The organism is Roseofilum capinflatum BLCC-M114 (assembly GCF_030068505.1).
GTDB lineage: Bacteria > Cyanobacteriota > Cyanobacteriia > Cyanobacteriales > Desertifilaceae > Roseofilum > Roseofilum capinflatum.
In genome coordinates this window covers 1-18,792 of sequence record NZ_JAQOSO010000052.1, presented here as the reverse complement: position 1 = coordinate 18,792, position 18,792 = coordinate 1, and the positions used below count along the sequence as shown (strand labels likewise).

Here is an 18,792-nt window from a genome sequence, read left to right as displayed (position 1 = left end):
ATCTCCCCACTGTTAATTGTTAATTGTTAATTAATTCAATGAACTCTACCCTCTCCTACAATCTCCGGGGACTTTTGGGTAATGAAGTCTTCCTTTACATTAGCAAGCGAGTTTTACAAGGATTAATCACCCTTTTATTAGCCTCCGCCCTCAGCTTTACCATTATCCAACTGGCTCCTGGCAACTATATCGATACCCTGCGGCAAAATCCCCAGATTTCTCCTGAAACCCTGGAACAACTCTCCCAACAATTTGGCTTAGATAAACCCGCCTATGAACAGTATTTTCGCTGGCTCTGGCGTATCCTGAGACACGGGGATTTTGGACGGAGTTTTGTCTATCAGCGCTCTGTTTCCTCTCTGCTATGGGATCGGATGGCTAATACCCTATTGTTAGCGATTGTCTCTCTAGCCATCAATTGGGCGATCGCCCTTCCATTAGGCATTGTCGCTGCTCTCAAACAAAACACCAAACTCGATCAAAGTCTACGAGTTCTCAGCTATGTTGGCCAAGGAATTCCCAGTTTTGTGACTGCCCTTGTTCTCCTCTTTTTTGCCCAAAGTGTATCCCCCCTCTTACCCGTCGGAGACATGACCAGTATTTATTTCTCTGACCTCACGTTACCCGGCAAAATCCTCGATATTGGTTGGCACATGATCTTACCCGTATTAGCCCTCAGCATCACCGGATTTGCTGGACTCCAGCGCCTCACCAGAGGACAATTTTTAGACGTTTTGCGCCAAGATTATATCCGCACTGCCCGCGCCAAAGGATTACCGGAAAATCGCGTCATTTATGTCCATGCCCTCCGCAATGCCATTAACCCCCTCATCACCCTTTTAGGCTTTGAATTTGCCAGCTTATTAAGCGGTTCTTTCATTACCGAATTTTTCTTCAACTGGCCAGGATTAGGGCGCTTAATCCTCAGTGCTGTCCAATCCCAGGATTTATACTTAATTATGGCCAGTCTGATGATGGGCGCAGTCATGCTCATTATCGGCAACTTAATCGCCGACCTGATGTTAAAATTTGCTGACCCTCGCATTCGCTTAGAAGACCTGAAATAAATTCTCAATCCTATGAATGCCTATGGCTTTTCAAACCTATTATCTGATTCGCTCTCAAAACGACGGACAATACATCACTGCTCGTGTAGGAGATAACCAATATATATTACTCTTTCAACAAGACTTTGAAGCTTACAGTTATCTCAACACCCACGCCCCCGATTTAGCCCAGAAATTTGCAGTAGAAACCTTAGTAAGTTCCCAATTAAGCGCTCTCTTAAACCGTTGGGGATATCAGGGCGTTGGATTAGTCAAAGATCCCTTAATTCCCAGGGTAGAATTCATGGCGCGGGAGTCATTCTTTTAGGGGACTTGATACAGCGCTTTGCGCTAGGGAATAGGGAATAGGGAATAGGGAATAGGGAATAGGGAATAGACTGACAACTATTTTTGTATTCATGTCCGCTTGCGGAAACCCGCCCTCCCCACAACCCGTTTCACACCAATTCAATCTGACAATCATCTCCAATCATAAACCTGAGAGCTGTGGGACGACGGGGGGCAACATTTAAGCGAGCGCGTCTACCCACCACACTATCAACAATTCGTTGTTGAATGTTTTCTAAGGTGGCTTCTCCTAAAATCACGCTGTGTTCGATATCAACTTCCGTTAAGGTTGTGCCACTGGCAATACTACTATAGGGGCCGATAAATGTGTTTTCAATATGACAATTTTCTCCAATGGCAACAGGGCCGCGAATTGTGCTATTAATCACTTTTGTGCCTGCACCAATGCTTACCCGACCAATCACTTGGCTTTGGGAGTCAATGGTTCCTTGCTGTTCTGATTCTAAGCGGGTATCGAGGATAATGCGATTGGCTTCTAACAGGTCATCTTTTTTCCCGGTGTCTAGCCACCATCCTTCAATTTGACGCGCTTCAACCTGAGTTTGGCGATCGATTAAGACTTGAATGGCATCAGTGATTTCTAGCTCACCCCGTGGCGAGGGTTGGATACTGGCGATCGCCTCATGAATGGCAGCAGAAAAGAAGTAAATCCCCACCAGGGCTAGATTTGAGGGCGGATCTTTCGGTTTTTCTACCAATTTTAAGACTTTTCCGCGATCGTCCACTTGCGCTACCCCAAAGGCACTGGGATTCGACACCGGACGCAGCAAAATTAGCCCATCTAGGCTGTTTTCCTTAAATTGGGTCAAAAATGGGGTTAAGTCGTTTTCAATAATGTTATCGCCCAAATACATAATGAATGGGTCGTTTTCTAGGAAGGGCTGCGCCACCTTTACCGCATGGGCCAAACCGGCGGGTTTCTCCTGCAAAATATAGGTGATTTTCGCGCCAAACCGTTCTCCATCTCCAGTGGTTGCTTTGACTTCTTCTCCGGTTTCGGGACTAATAATAATGCCAATATCGGTAATTCCGGCGGCGACAATGCCTTGAATGCCGTACCATAAAATCGGTTGATTCGCTACAGGAACTAATTGTTTGGCTCCGGTATAAGTAATGGGACGTAAGCGAGTGCCTTTACCACCAGATAAAATAAGTGCTTTCATGATTAATGATTAATGGGTAATGGGTAATGGGTAATGGGTAATGGGTAATGGGTAATATAGCAAACCTAAATGAGTTATGTAATAGCTGCCCCTCATCCCCCTACCCCCTTCTCCCGCAGGAGAAGGGGGAAAAAGTCCCTCTCCCTTGGGAGAGGGATATAGGGAGAGGGCATGTCCTTTTGCACAACTCATTTAGACTAGCTATAGATAACCCAACTTATTCGTCCAATGCTGCTAAAAATTCATCTACCGTTCCCAATTGAAAATTTCCCATTCTATATTCTAATCTTGCTTCAGCAACATCTTTGAGTAATTGCGATCGCTTTTGTTCTGCTAAACGCTTATTGAGGATATCGAGGAGAATTTCTTGATCTTCCAAAGAGAAGGTTTCTATCTCCTCAATCACTTTTTGAAAAGTTGTTACCGAGCGGAGTCGAGGTGCAGATGTTTTAAAATATTGACTCATAAAAATTACCCCTAATACACTAAGTTTTCGGCATATTCGGCTAACATTTTCTGCAAACTTTCGCGCCAGTGGGGGGCAGGGTTTCCCAGGAGATCAGCGAGTTTTTGACCTGAAAGAACGGAGTAAGCGGGACGTTTTGCGGGAGTGGGATATTGATCGGTGGTAATGGGAAGCACTCGTTTAATTTTTAGGGGAATGCCTAACTTTTGGGCTTCTTCAAAAATGGCGATCGCAAAATCATACCAACTGGTCACACCCGCGTTTGTGTAATGATAGATACCTACAGTTTCCGGGTTCAGCTTGGGAATCAATTGGGCGATCGCCCCCGCTAAATCTACCGTCCAAGTCGGCGAACCGACCTGATCGTAGACCACGCGCAACTCTTCTCGCTCTTGACCCAGGCGGAGCATGGTTTTGACGAAATTACCCGTCATCCCATTCCCATACACCCAAGCCGTTCTCAGGATGGCAAAGGTTGCGCCACTCTCTTGTACAAGCTCTTCCCCCCGCAACTTCGATCGCCCATAGGAGCTTAAGGGGTTAGTTAAATCGGTTTCCAAATAGGGCTGATTTTTACCGCCATCAAATACATAATCCGTAGAAATATGGATTAACTTTGCGCCAGAAGCGGCTGCTAAACGGGCTAATTGTCCCGGTGCTTCCCCATTGACTTGCATGGCCAGATCGGCATCTTCTTCAGCCTTATCCACTGCGGTATAGGCTGCTCCATGCACCACAATCTCCGGTTGCAAGTCTTGCCAAAAGGCTTCTACCTGGTCAAACTCGGTTAAATCCAGTTCCTGGCGATCGATTCCCGTCACCTCTCCCAAGGGTTTCAACACCTTGACCAACTCTTGGCCCAACTGACCTTGGGCCCCCGTTACCAAAATTCGGGTCATGAATATACCTCAGCGTCTGACAAGAGTTTACCGGCTTGATCTTTGGCCGATAAGGTGGGTTCCAACCCTTCAATCTGCCAATCGATGGCAATATCAGGATCGTTCCACAAAATGGAGCGCTCGTGCTGGGGAGCATAATAATCACTGGCTTTATACAGCACTTCTGCTATCTCCGACAGCACCACAAACCCATGGGCAAATCCCGGTGGAATCCATAACTGGCGGTGATTTTGGGCCGTTAACAAACAGCTTACCCACTGGCCAAAATGGGGGCTGCTTTTGCGGATATCCACGGCTACATCTAAGATTTCCCCTACCGCAGCGCGGACGAGCTTACCCTGGGCCTGCTCAATTTGGTAATGCAGACCCCTTAGCACTCCTTTAACGGAGCGGGAATGGTTATCTTGAACAAACTCCACGGATTGGCCGGTGAGTTCGGCAAAGCGTTTATGATTATAGCTTTCAAAAAAGAAACCGCGATCGTCTCCAAAAACTTTGGGTTCTAGGATCAGAACATCGGGAATTTTTGTCGGGATACATTGCATAAGGTAAAAGGAAGGCAAAAGGCAAAAGGCAAAAGGGAGGATATAGGGACAAGGGAGGCAATATAGCTAGTCTAAAGGAGTTGTACAACGGGAAAGTCCCTCTCCCTCAATCCCTCTCCCACGGGAGAGGGACTTTCCCCTTCTCCTGCGGGAGAAGGGGGTAGGGGGATGAGGGGCAATCGTTATATAACTCATTTAGGTTTGCTATATAGCTAGTCTAAAGGAGTTGTACAACGGGAAATGCCCTCTCCCTAAATCCCTCTCCCACGGGGAGAGGGACTTCTGCTCCCCTTCTCCCTTCGACTTCGCTCAGGGCAGCGCCTGCGGGAGAAGGGGCTGGGGGATGAGGGGCAATCGTTATATAACTCATTTAGGTTTGCTGTAGTTAATCAGTTAATTATTCCTTGTTCCCTTATTTCCTAGTTAACGAACGGTTTCTAAGCTGCGGAGTTTGGTGTCAAACTTATCGGTTAACAGACTTAAAACTGTCCGTTTCCGCACTTTAATGTTGGCACTAATATCCATCCCCGCTTGCAAATCGAGTTGCTTATCATTGACTGTAAAATACTGTTTTTCTAACTGAATTTTGGCTGGGAATGCGTAGAAAGGTCGCACTTGGGTGGGTTCTAGGGCATCGGAGCCGATCCAGGTCAGGGTTCCTCTAATCGTGCCAAATTCAGAAGAGGGGAAAGAGGAGACATCTAACTCGACTTCCATGCCTTCATCGACAAAGCCAATATCTTTATTCTGGATATAAACCTCAGCAATTAAGGCATCGTTGGGAACAATGGACAACAGGCGCTCTGTGGCTTGGGCAACGTAGCCCGTACCGGCTTGTAAATCAAAGACTACTCCGCTAACGGGCGCTCGTAATTCTTGATAACCCAGGGCCTGTTGGGCTTTGATCAGTTCCCCTTCGACTTCGGCTAACCGCTTGTTGGTTTCAATTTTGGCGCGAGCCAGTTGGGAATCGATCTCGGCGATCCGGCGTTGGTTATCGGCAACTCTGGTTAAGATATCTTTGGCAGAAATGGCGATCGCATTGGATAAGGCTTGTTGAGATTGGGCTTGTTCCACCCGCAACCGTTGTTCCTCTAGCTGGAGCTGTTCGAGTTCTCCTTCCCTAGCCAGCAATTCATCCTGATAGCGCAGCACTTCCTGTTCTTGGCGATCGTACTGGAGTTGGGAGAGGGCCCCTTCTTCCACGACGGGACGAATACGATCTAGAGTGTTCTCATGAATGGCTAGGGTTTCTTTGGTCTTAGCTATCCGAGGCACGATCGCACTGGCTTGGCGTTGGGTGCGGTTGATTTGTTTGTCTAACTCCGAAATTTTCAGCCGAGCAGCTTCTACCCTAGATTGGTATTCTGCACGAGACGCACTCAGCAGTCGATCTTGGTTTAGATTAAAGGCACTACTGACCGGTTGATTGGGGTTATAGCCATCGAGTTGGGCATTAAAGTATTCATTTTCTGCCAATAGGGTTTGGCGCAGACTGGCTAAAGAGGCCAGTTCTGGAGGCCCACCTTGAATGCTTCCCCCAGAGAGGATGCGATTGTAAATTTCTATTTCTTCTTGCAGAGTAATTTGTTGCTTGGTGAGGGATTCAATATCCGCTTGGGGAGCCGTGGGGTCAAACGTAATTAACAGTTCACCCTGTTGTACCACATCCCCATCTTTAATCAGAATTTCCCGCACCATGCCACTGGTGGGCGATTTGACTTCATTAACCGAGCCTTGAGGTTCCAGTTGCCCTTGAGCCGGAACAGCCTGCTCTATTTTGGCGATCGCCGCCCAAGCAATTCCCGAAGACGTAATCAATAACAGCAACCACACCAGGACTTGAGACCAAATCACTGGCCGCTCTAGCAATATAGGCTGTTCGACATAAGTTTCTGTGTATTTAGCTTGCGTTTTCATTTGAGTAATGAGTAATGGGTATGGGTACAGTAGAATCAATTTTTAATTTTTAATTTTTAATTTTTAATTGATCTACAACTGGGAATCCTGTTGCTCAAATAGACAGTAATACCGTCCTTTAAGAGCCATCAGTTCATCATGAGTTCCCTGTTCTACAACAGAACCTTGATCCATCATAATAATCACATCAGCATTCCGCACCGTAGTTAAGCGGTGGGTAATAAAGAAAACCGTTTCTCCTTTGAACGTTTGGGCCAGATTTTGGCACACTTGGCGCTCACTGTCATAGTCTAGAGCAGAAGTGGCTTCATCCAGGATCAGTAAGCGAGGTCGTTGCAGGACGGTACGGGCGATCGCGATCCGTTGCCGTTGTCCCCCGGATAAATTCGCCCCCCGTTCACCCACAACCGTGTTATAGCCTTGGGGCAAGGACATAATAAACTCGTGAGCCACCGCCACCTTCGCCGCTTCAATAATTTCCTGCTCCGTCGCATCAGGATTAGCTAGAGCAATATTCTCTTGCACCGAACCATTAAACAACAGCGTATCTTGCAGAACCACCCCAATTTGGCGACGCAGGGAGTACAGTTCCACTTTGCCAATTTCCAACTGGTCTACCAGGATACGCCCTGAGCCGGGTTCATACAATCGTTGCAGCAGTTTCATCAATGTGGACTTACCCGAACCACTTTGGCCCACAATCCCCACAAATGTACCTTGGGGAAACTCTAGATTCACATTCAGCAGTTGCCAGGTATTGGCTGTGGCAAACCGGAAGGACACATCCTCATATTTCACATCGCCATGGATGGGAGGCATAGAAATATTGGAGCGGTTCGCTTCATCAGCTTCTGGTGCAGCATCCAAGACATCGGAGAGTCGTTCAATCGATAGCCCGGTTTCCTGGAAGCTCTGCCACAGTTGAATCAGGCGCAACAGGGGAGAGGTGGTATACCCGGCAATAATCCGAAAAGCGATCAACTGTCCTAGGGTAAACGGATTTTCGGTGGCGGCTGTGGTGAGTACCATTTGCGCCCCGAACCAGAGAATTAACAGCCCAGAGAGCTTATTGAGAAATCCACTAATGGAACCGGCGGTACTGAAGGTGAGAACGGAGCGAAACCCAGATTTAATGTATTTGGCGTAGCGCTCTTGCCATTGCCAGCGAGATTTTAGCTCAATGTTTTGGGCTTTAACGGTTTGAATCCCCGATAGCACTTCCACCAGATAGGATTGCACATCGGCGTAGCGTTCGGCTTTGTGGCGCAGTTGGCGGCGGACAATGGGGGAGGCGACAATGGTGACTAGGGCAAACAGGGGAACGGTAGCTAGGGCAACCAGGGAGAGCTGCCAGCTATAAATGAACATCACCGCGATGTAGACGACGGAGAAAACGGCATCTAGAACGACGGTGAGGGCGGTTCCGGTGAGAAATTGGCGGATATTTTCTAACTCGTTAATCCGACCGGCTAGTTCCCCGACCCGGCGGCGATCGAAGTATTCTAGGGGCAGCCGGAGCAGATGGGCAATGACTTCTGAACCGAGACCGAGGTCAATGCGGTTGGTGGTATCGACAAAGAGATAGGTTCTGAGCAGGGTAAGGATGGCTTCAAAGATGGCTACCCCTAGGAGGAAGAGTCCCAAAATATCTAGGGTGTCGATACTGCGCTGCACCAGGACTTTATCGATAATCACCTGGGTGATCAGGGGGTTCGCCAGACCAAAGAGCTGTACAAAGAAGGAGGCGATAAAGACTTGGATCAGGATGCCCCGATATTTAATTAGGGCAGGAACAAACCAACTGAGACCAAATTTTTCCCGTTGTCGGTCTGGGGGGGACTGGAGCAGCAGCACCGAGCCTTGAACTACGCCCCATTCTTCGGCAAAGTCGGCCACTCGTCTGCGGGTTATGCCTTTTTCGGGCACTGCCATGACGACTTCCCGCTCGTTGATCCGGTAGAGGATGGCAAAGCTTTGCCCCCAGGGAATCATGGCGGGGCCTTTGATGCGGTTGATGGAGGCGGCGGGCAGTTGTACCATTTGGGCTTGGAGACCCATCATTTCGGCGATCGCCCCACAAACGGTTAGGGAGATTTGACCGGTACTTCGCAGTTGATTTTCCAGGACTTTGCGAATCACATCCCGACGGAAGGAGACTTTCATGAACTGGCTCAACATCTTGAAGCAGGCCATGGGGGCATCGATTTCGCCTTTGCCGCGTATAAAGGGATAGCTGATGCGATCGCCACTGGTCTGTTCTAATTCTGGGATATTTTCCGGAGCGCGGCTGATATCGAGGCCACTGTCTTCTTCCTCCAGCCGTTTTCTGGGGGATAGGGTGCTAATGGGGGCTTTTTTCAGGGGGGGCTTGACTGGAGCGGGTGAAGCCGTCTGGGGCCCCGTGGGAGGGGCAATGGGGTCTTCTGTTTCTTGGAAGAGGTCAACCCCTAATAATCTGGCTCCCCATCTGCCTTTAATGGGTAGTCTTTGATTGGGTTGTTCGGCCAGGTCATCCAGGGGGACATTTGAGCCGGCGGTAAAGTCGCCTACGGTTCCACTACTGACGAGCCAGAGGCGGGAGGGATTGAGGGTATTAATCAAATCCCTGACTTGCAGGTTGCCAGAGGGCAGGTTAACGGCTGTGGCATTGGCGATCGCCTTAAAGGTCAGTTCTTTTAAGTCGGCTGCGCCATCCGCTCTGCGCCCCAGTTCCACACTCAGCAGCTCAAAAACCTCACTCAGGGATACTTGTTGACCTAGGCTCTCCCTAAATTGGGGTTCCTGGTCGATTAAGCGCAGAAAGTCTTGGGCATCTAAAGTAATACAAATAACTTCCGTAGAAGCCAGGGCCGTTTCACACCCACTCTGGCGCAGCAAACTCGCCCATCCCATCACCTCCCCCGGTTCAGCCCGTTTTAAGCTCACCGTGGTTTGTCGCCGTTGGTCATAGCCTAAAATCCGCACTTGACCTTGATAAAGGATGGAAACTTGGGCGGGCACTTTTTCCCGAATGATAATCGGTTGCCCGATCGCATAGCGCAACAGTTTACACCCAGAGGTCAGTTGCTCTAGGGTACTGGGATGCAACTGATCGAAGGGCGGTATTTTCGCTAAAAATCCTTGGATTTGAGAAGGCGAGACAGCTTGGGTCATATCAATTAAAAATTAAAAATTAGAAATTAAAAACTCGGTTGCATCAGGTTTCTTGTTTATCGGATGACCAGAGGGAGCGGATGGGCCCTAGTTTTTGGACTTCTTCTCGCATCCAGAGTTCAAACAATTCATCAATGAGCTGTCGTCTCATGGCATCATCAAATTTGGCAGGAATGAACTTTTCCAATCGGACAATAACATACCATTCTCCTAAATTCCGAGGCGGCCAGAGTTGGCCCGGTTGAGAAATGGAGAGCAGTTTGGCTAAGATCGGGTGAGGAGTAGCAACGGAGACCGGCCCTAACACGCCTCCTGTATGGCTCTCCGGCCCTTGGGAGTATTCGCGAGCGAGATCGGCAAAGCTTTCTTCTTCTTCTTGAATGCGAAAGTAGACTTCTTGGGCTAATCCCAGGTCTTTGGTGCGAATCAGGGAATAGACCACTTGATCGAGGTGGGTTTTGCGACTGAGAAAGTAGGATTCTACTTTGTTTCCCCATTTGGCTTGTTTAAATTTCTCGATCAGCAGGGGACGGATGGTGATTTCTTGGAATTGTTCGGCATTCATGCCCTGATTTTCCAGCCAAGCGGTTTTGTCTTCCGGGGTGGTAAACTTGAGCTGACCGTGGACGGATTTGAGAGCCGCTTCGATTTCTTCGGGGGTGCAAGAGTAATCGGCGATCGCCCCATCAATGACTAACCCCCGTACCACATGGGGCATTAATTGATAGCGAGTGAGTAAGTTTAAAATTTCGTCCGTCTGAATGACTCGGTTGCCGACTTGTAGGATTTCTACCATTGGTTCTCATCGATAAGCGATCGCGGTTAAATTGAATGGGAACAGTTTCCTCACATCCCCCGGCTGTCACGGGGACAGTTCCGGTTAAGGGAAGGATATCCCCTTTAGTTTTTTTAATGATACAGACTTCCAAAATAGGATAGCATCCCGATCGCGATTCAGTGTCAATTGGAGACGGGAATGGGATAGGGAGGTGGGGGAATGGGGGAATGAGAAGGAGACATTTGATCAGGTTGATTATGGTTTACATGAGTCATATTAGAGTTAGAGTCAAGCGCTGGTTGAGCAATTCCAGATTAGGGGTCTATGGAATAGGAGGGGCGATCGCCTTCTGGTTAGGTATTGTAGGTGTCTTGGGTTTTCCCGTCTTTCCCCAATCTCCCGTAACGGTTGCGGTTCTCATTCAGGCGATCGATGCCACCCACTGGCAACCCCTAGTAACTCAGTTTAACCAAACTCACTCCGATATTCAGTTAGAGGTGGTTAAGGGCCCCAATAATACCAATTTAGTCGAAGATCTCTATACTTCCGCCTTTTTATTGGGAGATTCTCCCTATGATTTGGTCTATATGGATATTGTCTGGGTACAAAAATTTGCGGCTGCGGGATGGTTGGCGGATTTATCGGATCGCATGACTCCAGAACAGTTAAATGTTTATTTGCAGGGGGATATTGAGGGGGGACGCTATCAAGGGAAGCTCTACCGCATCCCCTTTCAAACCGATGGGGGAATGCTCTACTATCGCCGGGATTTATTGGCGCAAATTGGGGCACAACCTCCAGAAACGTTTGCCGATCTGATGGCAATCTCCAAAACCCTACAGGAGCGCAATTTAGTGGAATGGGGCTATGTTTGGCAGGGGAAACAGTATGAAGGGTTGTCGGCCATGTTTACGGAAATTCTGGCTGGATATGGGGGATTTTGGATCGATCCGGAAACGCAAGCGGTGGGATTAGATGAAGCTCAGGCGATCGCCGCAGTTGAGTTTTTGCGCGATACTCTAGCAGAAGGGATTTCGCCTCCAGGGGTAACCACTTATTCGGAAGAAGAAACCCGCCGCCTGTTTCAGAATGGCAAAGCAGCTTTTTTACGCAATTGGCCCTATGTGTATTCCCTGGCTTCGGATTCGGATTTGGCGGGCAAATTTGCCATTAAACCGATGATGCATACTCCCCCAAATCAGGGGGGCGCGTGTTTAGGGGGTTGGGGTTTAGGCATGGCTAAATCGTCTCAACATCCCGATGCAGCTTGGCAAGTGATCGAGTATTTTAACCAGCCAGACGTACAGCGCCAATATTTTCAGCAAACCGGATATGTTCCCGCTCGGCGATCGCTCTTTTATGATAGTCAATTAATCACTGAATCGAATCATCTCCCCCGCTTGCTCCCCGTCCTCGATAACTCGGTGTTGCGTCCTCCCATTCCCCAATATGCCCAAGCCTCAGACATTCTGCAACGCTATCTGAGCGCCGCTCTAACCGGTCGAGAAACACCCCAGAGAGCCATGGAATTGGCAGCGAAAGAAACTCGCGCCCTGTTGAGTAGGGGTGGGGGATAGGGAGATGGGGAGGGTAGCGGGAAAGCCTTAAGTGTGATAAAATGAACGTAAGTTAGAAAAATTCATGGATTTTGAGGTAGCTACATGACTACTATTCTAATTGAACACAGTCCAAGTAACTACTTAGAACAGCTATTAAACCAAGCAGCAGTAGATGCGGAATTTCGCAGCGAACTGTTAAAAAATCCGGAAGCATTTGGTCTTTCATCGGATACAGAACTTGCCATCCCTACATCCGTAGAGCAGCAAGATGAGTCGTTTTTCGAGTGGTTCGACGATGCTTTGGGAGAACTGAACATTGCTGCTCAATGTGGGACTAGCTGTAATAAGGGCCCAATAACCATTGTATGCGATGGTAACACAACTAAGTGATTTGGCTTTTGGACGAGCCTAAGAAAGGATTTCCAGGTTAGTATCACAATTGTTTATGTGCTGCTAACCTGTTTTCTAGGAAGTTTTGCCGAACTGGTGAAAAACTGCAAGAATTAAATTTAAATAACATTATATCGATGTTCTATTGGTCTTTACTCCTGGAAGTAGCTGCTCGCACCAGCAACTGGCATGAGCGCCGTCAGATCGTTGAAAGTTTAAAATGTCGTAACAATAGCCAGACTAGATGTACGACGAAGCTGACCCCTTTAGATATCTGGAAAATTGATAAAGTGGCAAGCAAATTAGCAGTGCAGCCAGTCAAGGAATCTTACGAAAAAGGTAGCGTTGAACAAGGGTCAATAATCCAAGAAATAAAACAATGTTTAAATGACTATAAATTATATGAATTAAATTTATCAAGTTTGTCCCAGGAAGATAGAGAAGAGTTGCTCAAACCTCATCGTAACTGGTTAAAAGTATATAAAGAAGCGCTGGAAACAATGGAGTTTCCAAAAGATGATTTTTCCGAAAGTTGCTGGTGCAAGCCAGATATTTACTACGGAAAGTATGCCAAAGTCGCCGAACCCTTTTTAAGGTTGTTAAGTAAAAAGCTGCAAGCTGTCTGTCAGGAAATTAATTTAGATCAAAGCACTTACACAATTAATAAGCAAGCGATCGCTGATATTCAATTGCATTTGCTCGATCGCCTGGAACTGGCATTAGCTTGGGCTTTAGAAGCAGATATCAAAGTTTACTGCGCTCAAAACAAAATCGCCAAATCTGTTAACGATCGCGATGCCTATATTGATTATCTAAACAAGACCTTTGATAATTGGTACGATTATCATCGATTTTATTGCAAGTTTCCTGTGTTAGGGCGCTGGTTAGCTCAAGTCACCGAGTTTTTAAGCCAGATTGGGGAAGAAGTGATTCAGCGGTTGACTAGCGATCGCTGCGAAATAAGTGATAGATTTTTTGATGGTAGATCGATTACTCAAATCAAATCTTTAAAACTGGGTAAATCCGATACTCATGCTGGTGGTAAGAGCGTCATTTTCGTTGAACTAGAACTAAACCATTCGGAAGCAGCTACTATCGTTTATAAGCCTCGTTGCATTCAATCGGAAGCAGGAATGCAAAGTTTTCTGGAGAATTTGACCGATCGTAATGTGATTAAGTTTGGCACTTATAAACTTCTTTGTAAACAAGACTATGGTTACGCTGAGTTTATTCCTGGTGGTAAAAACAACATCCAATCCGAACGGGAAATAGATTTATTCTATCGTCAACTTGGGGGATATTTAGCCATATTCCACATTCTGGGTGGCAGCGATATCCACTATGAAAATATTCTCGTTGCTGACGGTAATGCTTTTATTTGTGACTGTGAAACCGTATTAGAAGTCGTACTCAAAAACCGGGATAAATTTTCGGATACCGTGTTTGACTCGGTATTCAAAACCGCTATGCTAGAATGGCCTCGTACCAATAAAGCTGATGCCAGCAATGAGATAAAGACAGGTGCTTACGCTGGAGGAGAATCTTATCAGGTATCCTTTCCCGTACCCCGAATTAATAATTGCCGGATGTCATTAGCCCCAGCAGTGGAATATAAAACGGATGTTGTTGTTGAGGGCAAAACGAACAATCGTATCTATTATCAGGGGCAGCTAGTTAAGCCGCAAGACCATAAAAACTCTATTGTGGATGGGTTTAACCAAGTTTATAACTGGTTTCAAAACAACCAGACCCTAGCAATTGCCCAGCTTGAAGAATCATTTGCATCCTCATCAGTGCGGTTTATTAATTGGGGAACGCAAGCTTATTCTAAGTTAATCGTTTCAGCACAACACCCCAAATGCCTCGCCGAACCTCTGGAAGTAGATTTACTGTTTAAGAGTTTAACGGAACATTGCCGACAGTGGGATAAGCAAGGAAACCTAGCTAAACTCGAATTAACAGCTATGTGGCAATTAGATGTTCCCATTTTTACAGCAAAAGCGACTAGCAGTCATGAGTTAATTTATAACTACGAGACCCCATTACCGGATACCTTGGAAATATCTCCACTGGAAAACGCGATCCAAAGAATTCATAAATTATCCACAGAAAACAGAACTCGACAAAATCAGTATATTTATGCCAGTTTGTCTGTGGAGGAAATTCATAACCCTTATTTCATTGCATCAGCGGTAAATTATGCTCAACAAGTTGGGCAAAAATTGTGCGATCTCCTCGAACCTGACTCTAACAAAGCTCCCTGGAAAACTTATGAATTTACAGCTCTGGGAAAACGCTTTGTAGATATTAGAGGTGATTTGTATGAAGGAACCGCAGGAATCTGCCTATTTTTAGCATACCTCGATGCCATTGAACCCCGGCCAGTATTTCGCCAAGCAGCAGAAAAAGCACTGGCATACTCTATCGAGCATCGCAACAAAGTTATGATTGGGGCATACCAGGGTAAAGCTGGATTAATTTATCTGTTAACGCATTTAGCTCAACTTTGGGAGCAACCGTACCTGCTGAATCTAGCTGTCGATTTAGTTGATGAGTTAATACCGAATATTAGTCAAGATCGGTATTTCGATGTTCTGCAAGGTGTTGCCGGGATTATTCCTGTAATGGTGAATTTAGCAGAAGCGACTTCTGGTAAAGGCATTGATTGCGCCCATCGGTGCGCTCAACACTTACTAAAACACGCAACTGTTAACAACAATACCCTCAGTTGGTCTCACCATGTATCGGAGTTAGCGCAAAGGAATTTGACTGGGTTTTCTCATGGTGCAGGTGGGGTTGGTTGGACGCTAATTTTGCTTGGGTGTTATACAAATAAATCGGAATATATTGCCGCAGGCCGTCAAGCGTTTGCCTATGAAGCTATCCATTTAGATCCAAATGAGCATGATTGGTACGATCTTCGTACATCAATGATGGACACCAATTTAAATAAACCACATTTTGCGAATGCCTGGTGCAACGGTGCTGCGGGAATTGGTTTGAGTCGCATTGCGAGTTGGGCTATTTTAGGAAAAACGGACGATGATATTTTGCGTGATGCTTACATGGCTTTAAATGCTACTTTGCGTAATTTTGAGAAGCTGGGAAACGATTCTCTGTGTCATGGCAAGGCTGGTAATGGTGAAGTGTTTTTGCAATTTGCCAAGCTGAGAGAAGAACCGTATTTGCAGATGGAAGCCAATGTACAAGCTCAAGCACAATGGCGTAACTTTGAAAAAGCTGGTCATTGGATTTGTGGTGGTGGTGGGACTGATATATATCCTGGTTTGATGCTAGGATTAGCAGGGATTGGGATGCACTTTTTGCGTTTAGCTTATCCAGATCGAATTCCGTCACCTCTACTCCTGGAACCATCGCCGAAATTGAATTAAGACACCTAACAATTTGAATTAAAGTTAAAAATTCATTGAACTGAAAAAGGAGAAGTTATGGGTCAAGAAGGTCAAGAAGTTATCGCATCGCGGGACTGGGAATCAGTATTAGAAGCCTATCAAGCTTCTTCTCCCTACAATTATGCTGTCATGGACGATTTTCTCAATCCAGTTATTTGCCAGAAACTACATCAAGAATTACTGGATCATCAGGGATGGTGCTTACAGAAGTCTACCGAACAACCTTTACTTAGCAATATGGAACCCGATATTCAAACCATTTTTGCGATCGCCGAAGCTATTAAAGATTCTTTGCCGGTTGTCTTTTCAAATTACGACCTTGTGGAACATTGGGCGCTGATGTATCCCAATAATTCATCGGGGAAAATCCACTCGGATATTGGTTCTGTAACGGTAAATATCTGGTTGACACCTGAAGAATATAACCTCGATCCTTCTAACGGGGGTCTAATTTTCTTTGATGTAAAACGGGGGTGCGATCGTTCTGATGATGCTTCTTTAACTTATCTTTGGTCAGAAGAATATTTTAAAAAACATACCAAATGTGAGCCAGCAATAGTTAATTATCGCTATAATCGAGCGCTTTTGTTTGATGCTAGAACTTTTCACAAAACAGATATATTTAATTTTGTCAATACCCAAAAAGAATCATACCGAATCAATTTGTCATTAGCCTTTGAAAATAGAAAAATTTATCAAGAGAGAACATTGGCATTCAGAAAAGCAATAACTTCTGCAAATGACCAATAGTTGTCAATTATTATGTTACTGTTATTTAGTAATTTATTATTTTTTACCGAGTTAAACCTATGTCAAATAAAGACGGATTAAAATTTTATCAAGCAATTCTAGAAACAGAGGAGTTACAAACCAAGATTAGTGCTATGACTAATCCTCAAGAAATAGTCCACTTAGGAAAACAGTACGGATATTGTTTCACTCTCGAAGATATCGATCGAGCTTCTAATGACTTAATCAAGGAAAATGGTAAGGAAAAACAAGAGATTCCATTCGCTTTGTCAAACTCTTTTGAAGACCGAGGTGATTTCAGGGATTTTCAGTTATATCACTATGAATTTGAATTGTCCAAGCTTCAAGGGTTCGACGAAGTAGTTAGCGATCTGGAACACCTTAAAATTAAACCGCCTACAGTGGATATAGATTTGTATGAAAAAAGCTTTCGTCAAGAGGATTTTAATTTTGCATCTGTGTCTCCGGTATCACCAGAGTTTCAAGGTCAGTATCATGAAATAACTAACTCAGTTTTAACTGGAAACAATTTGTCAGATGAACCAGAATATACCCAGCGTCACTTTCACTTGATTAATTTGGATTTGCATATCAATCATCCGCTTTATGACGATTATTTGACAGCCAAAGTCAGGCTAATTAAACGCTTAAACAATATTTTTGGATCGCCAGTTCGATTTTCAGGGAGTTTATGGTATCCACCAAATGGTTATAGAATATGGCACACTAATGAAAATCAACCAGGATGGAGAATGTACATAATTGATTTTGATTATTTTTCCAAAGATAAAAAATCTTTTTTTCGATATTTAAACCCAGAGAATAAGGAGTTAGTAACACTTTATGAAAAACCTAAAACTGTGAGATTTTTCAAGATAGAGCAAAAGCCAGAGAAACTTTTTTGGCATTGCATTGTCAATCCAACCCAATTGAATCGGTGGAGTTTTGGATTTGTGGTTCCTGATAATTGGATGGAACGATTGTCTATATCATAATTATTAAATTATGATATCATATTAAATGAATAATTTAGAGAAGTCAAAAAATGAAAAATTTTCTTGGTTACTTAGGGAAGACATTATTCACATTTATTTCTAGTGTTGGAGCTTTCTCAATGGCTAAAGAAGGCATAGAATTTCTGGTAGGTATTTTGGTAATAGTAGTATTCATCTATATTGTGTGGTTAATATTTTCTGAACAAGAAAATAAACTAGAATCAATAATTGCAGTTCTTACAGGATTAATAGGTGGTCTTGTTGCAGCAGCAAGTATGACTTGAAGGGTGTTGAAAAATGACAGGAAAAAATATGTATTTTTTATTTTCGAGATTCATAGTATTGATGTTAATTACACTGATTGTCACATTTTTTTTTGTGCAATATAGTGAATCTCAATATACGAAAGGACTAGAACTGACGGAAGCTGAATATTTGTCGGAATTTGATGAATACAAAAAGGAACTATTAAGTTCTGAACCCAATACAAATTGGAGTTACTCATTGTTGATCACGCTTTTATCTATGGCTATCATCATAGGTTCGTATGAACTTATTGTTTTATTAGTGAGAATGTCGTTGAAAAAGATATTCAGTCAAAATTATGACGATCGACAAGATTGATATATTTTTGTTGCTAATCAAGTAATCTATTAATGACCATAGGCGGAATGATTTCTATAGCGGGTAGGGTGGGCAGGAGAATAAGCCATTTGATTCACATTCTAAAACCATATCCTGCCCACCTTACAATTGCTTTGCTATACCATCAGCCTTACAAAATCGTTAAATAAGTATCCATTGAATCGTCAGGCAACAACTTCAACTTCTGATTCCTTAAATCCAACTCTATCCCCAATGTCTCCAAAGGAACCACCCCAATTAACGGCTCCCTTCCTCCTGGCAATTCCAAACATTCAAACGTTCCCTCGCGCCCCATAATACAAATAGACGCATCACGAAAGATTCGCGCTTTACTCAATCCCGTGGCTGTGGCGACATTCACTTCCTTAAGCAATTCCAATCCTAAAGTGGCAATTACCTCTGAAGGTAAACACAATAACGTAGCTCCCGTATCCACGAGAACCTCCGTCAGCGTCATTGATCGCACTTCTTCTGGAGTAATGTACCCTCGCGTTGCCGCAGACTCATCGGCGCGATTGGCTACTTTTAAGGTCGTTTCAACTTTTCCCATGGGGGTTTGAGTGGATGGATTCATAACGTTTTCTCTCTTACACTACCGTAATGATGACTACTGGATACAGCAGTTTTCGCTGTTATGTGGGACATCTTGATCCCCCTTTCATGTCCGCTTGCGGAAAATCCCCCTTAAAAAGCAGGGGGTT

At 45.0% G+C, this 18,792-nt stretch carries 16 protein-coding genes; 8 read left to right on the top strand and 8 right to left on the bottom strand.

Annotation, left to right across the window (positions count from 1 at the left end; translation table 11 throughout):
* The first annotated feature begins 38 nt into the window (after window positions 1–38).
* Window positions 39–1,067 (top strand): ABC transporter permease, encoded by a 1,029-nt coding sequence (locus tag PMG25_RS09360; RefSeq protein WP_283766633.1) that lies wholly within the window; start codon window positions 39–41, stop codon window positions 1,065–1,067.
* A gap of 22 nt (window positions 1,068–1,089) precedes the next feature.
* Window positions 1,090–1,374, top strand: coding sequence for a hypothetical protein (locus tag PMG25_RS09355; RefSeq protein ID WP_283766632.1), 285 nt, complete (start codon window positions 1,090–1,092; stop codon window positions 1,372–1,374).
* 130 nt (window positions 1,375–1,504) lie between these two features.
* On the opposite strand, the gene PMG25_RS09350 is transcribed toward PMG25_RS09355, so the two are convergent.
* The 7 genes from PMG25_RS09350 to PMG25_RS09320 all read right to left on the bottom strand — a co-directional run bounded on the left by PMG25_RS09350 (window position 1,505) and on the right by PMG25_RS09320 (window position 10,357).
* On the bottom strand, window positions 1,505–2,578 hold the full coding sequence (locus PMG25_RS09350; protein WP_283766631.1) for a glucose-1-phosphate thymidylyltransferase: 1,074 nt from the start codon (window positions 2,576–2,578) through the stop codon (window positions 1,505–1,507).
* Window positions 2,579–2,795: 217 nt separating this feature from the next.
* Window positions 2,796–3,044 (bottom strand): hypothetical protein, encoded by a 249-nt coding sequence (locus tag PMG25_RS09345; RefSeq protein ID WP_283766630.1) that lies wholly within the window; start codon window positions 3,042–3,044, stop codon window positions 2,796–2,798.
* 11 nt (window positions 3,045–3,055) lie between these two features.
* A complete protein-coding gene (gene rfbD, locus PMG25_RS09340; protein ID WP_283766629.1) occupies window positions 3,056–3,943 on the bottom strand; it encodes a dTDP-4-dehydrorhamnose reductase in 888 nt (295 codons plus the stop codon).
* Window positions 3,940–4,488 carry a dTDP-4-dehydrorhamnose 3,5-epimerase gene (gene rfbC / locus PMG25_RS09335; RefSeq protein ID WP_283766628.1) on the bottom strand — a complete coding sequence of 183 codons (549 nt, stop codon included), beginning with the start codon at window positions 4,486–4,488 and terminating at the stop codon, window positions 3,940–3,942. The genes rfbD and rfbC overlap by 4 nt, the downstream gene beginning before the upstream one ends.
* Before the next feature lie 423 nt (window positions 4,489–4,911).
* A complete protein-coding gene (locus tag PMG25_RS09330; protein WP_283766627.1) occupies window positions 4,912–6,408 on the bottom strand; it encodes a beta-barrel domain-containing protein in 1,497 nt (498 codons plus the stop codon).
* Between the two features lie 72 nt (window positions 6,409–6,480).
* Window positions 6,481–9,561 carry a peptidase domain-containing ABC transporter gene (locus PMG25_RS09325; protein WP_283766626.1) on the bottom strand — a complete coding sequence of 1,027 codons (3,081 nt, stop codon included), beginning with the start codon at window positions 9,559–9,561 and terminating at the stop codon, window positions 6,481–6,483.
* Window positions 9,562–9,604: 43 nt separating this feature from the next.
* On the bottom strand, window positions 9,605–10,357 hold the full coding sequence (locus PMG25_RS09320) for a peptidylprolyl isomerase (protein ID WP_283766625.1): 753 nt from the start codon (window positions 10,355–10,357) through the stop codon (window positions 9,605–9,607).
* Between the two features lie 248 nt (window positions 10,358–10,605).
* Here PMG25_RS09320 and PMG25_RS09315 point away from each other — a divergent pair, with 248 nt between their 5' ends.
* The 6 genes from PMG25_RS09315 (at window position 10,606) to PMG25_RS09290 (ending at window position 17,730) form a co-directional block, all read left to right on the top strand.
* Complete coding sequence (locus tag PMG25_RS09315) at window positions 10,606–11,916, top strand: ABC transporter substrate-binding protein (RefSeq protein ID WP_430540955.1); 1,311 nt, start codon at window positions 10,606–10,608, stop codon at window positions 11,914–11,916.
* 84 nt (window positions 11,917–12,000) lie between these two features.
* Complete coding sequence (locus PMG25_RS09310; protein ID WP_283766623.1) at window positions 12,001–12,288, top strand: cinnamycin family lantibiotic; 288 nt, start codon at window positions 12,001–12,003, stop codon at window positions 12,286–12,288.
* Window positions 12,289–12,425: 137 nt separating this feature from the next.
* Window positions 12,426–15,680 carry a type 2 lanthipeptide synthetase LanM family protein gene (locus PMG25_RS09305; RefSeq protein WP_283766622.1) on the top strand — a complete coding sequence of 1,085 codons (3,255 nt, stop codon included), beginning with the start codon at window positions 12,426–12,428 and terminating at the stop codon, window positions 15,678–15,680.
* Between the two features lie 57 nt (window positions 15,681–15,737).
* Window positions 15,738–16,451, top strand: coding sequence for a hypothetical protein (locus PMG25_RS09300; RefSeq protein WP_283766621.1), 714 nt, complete (start codon window positions 15,738–15,740; stop codon window positions 16,449–16,451).
* A 59-nt stretch (window positions 16,452–16,510) separates the two neighbouring features.
* Window positions 16,511–17,446 carry a Nif11-like leader peptide family natural product precursor gene (locus tag PMG25_RS09295; RefSeq protein ID WP_283766620.1) on the top strand — a complete coding sequence of 312 codons (936 nt, stop codon included), beginning with the start codon at window positions 16,511–16,513 and terminating at the stop codon, window positions 17,444–17,446.
* Window positions 17,447–17,496: 50 nt separating this feature from the next.
* A complete protein-coding gene (locus tag PMG25_RS09290) occupies window positions 17,497–17,730 on the top strand; it encodes a hypothetical protein (protein ID WP_283766619.1) in 234 nt (77 codons plus the stop codon).
* A gap of 491 nt (window positions 17,731–18,221) precedes the next feature.
* Here the strand turns inward: PMG25_RS09290 and PMG25_RS09285 are convergent, their stop codons facing one another.
* The gene (locus tag PMG25_RS09285; protein WP_283766618.1) at window positions 18,222–18,665 is read right to left on the bottom strand and encodes a retroviral-like aspartic protease family protein; all 444 of its coding nucleotides are present in this window, start codon (window positions 18,663–18,665) and stop codon (window positions 18,222–18,224) included.
* Window positions 18,666–18,792: the final 127 nt, after the last annotated feature.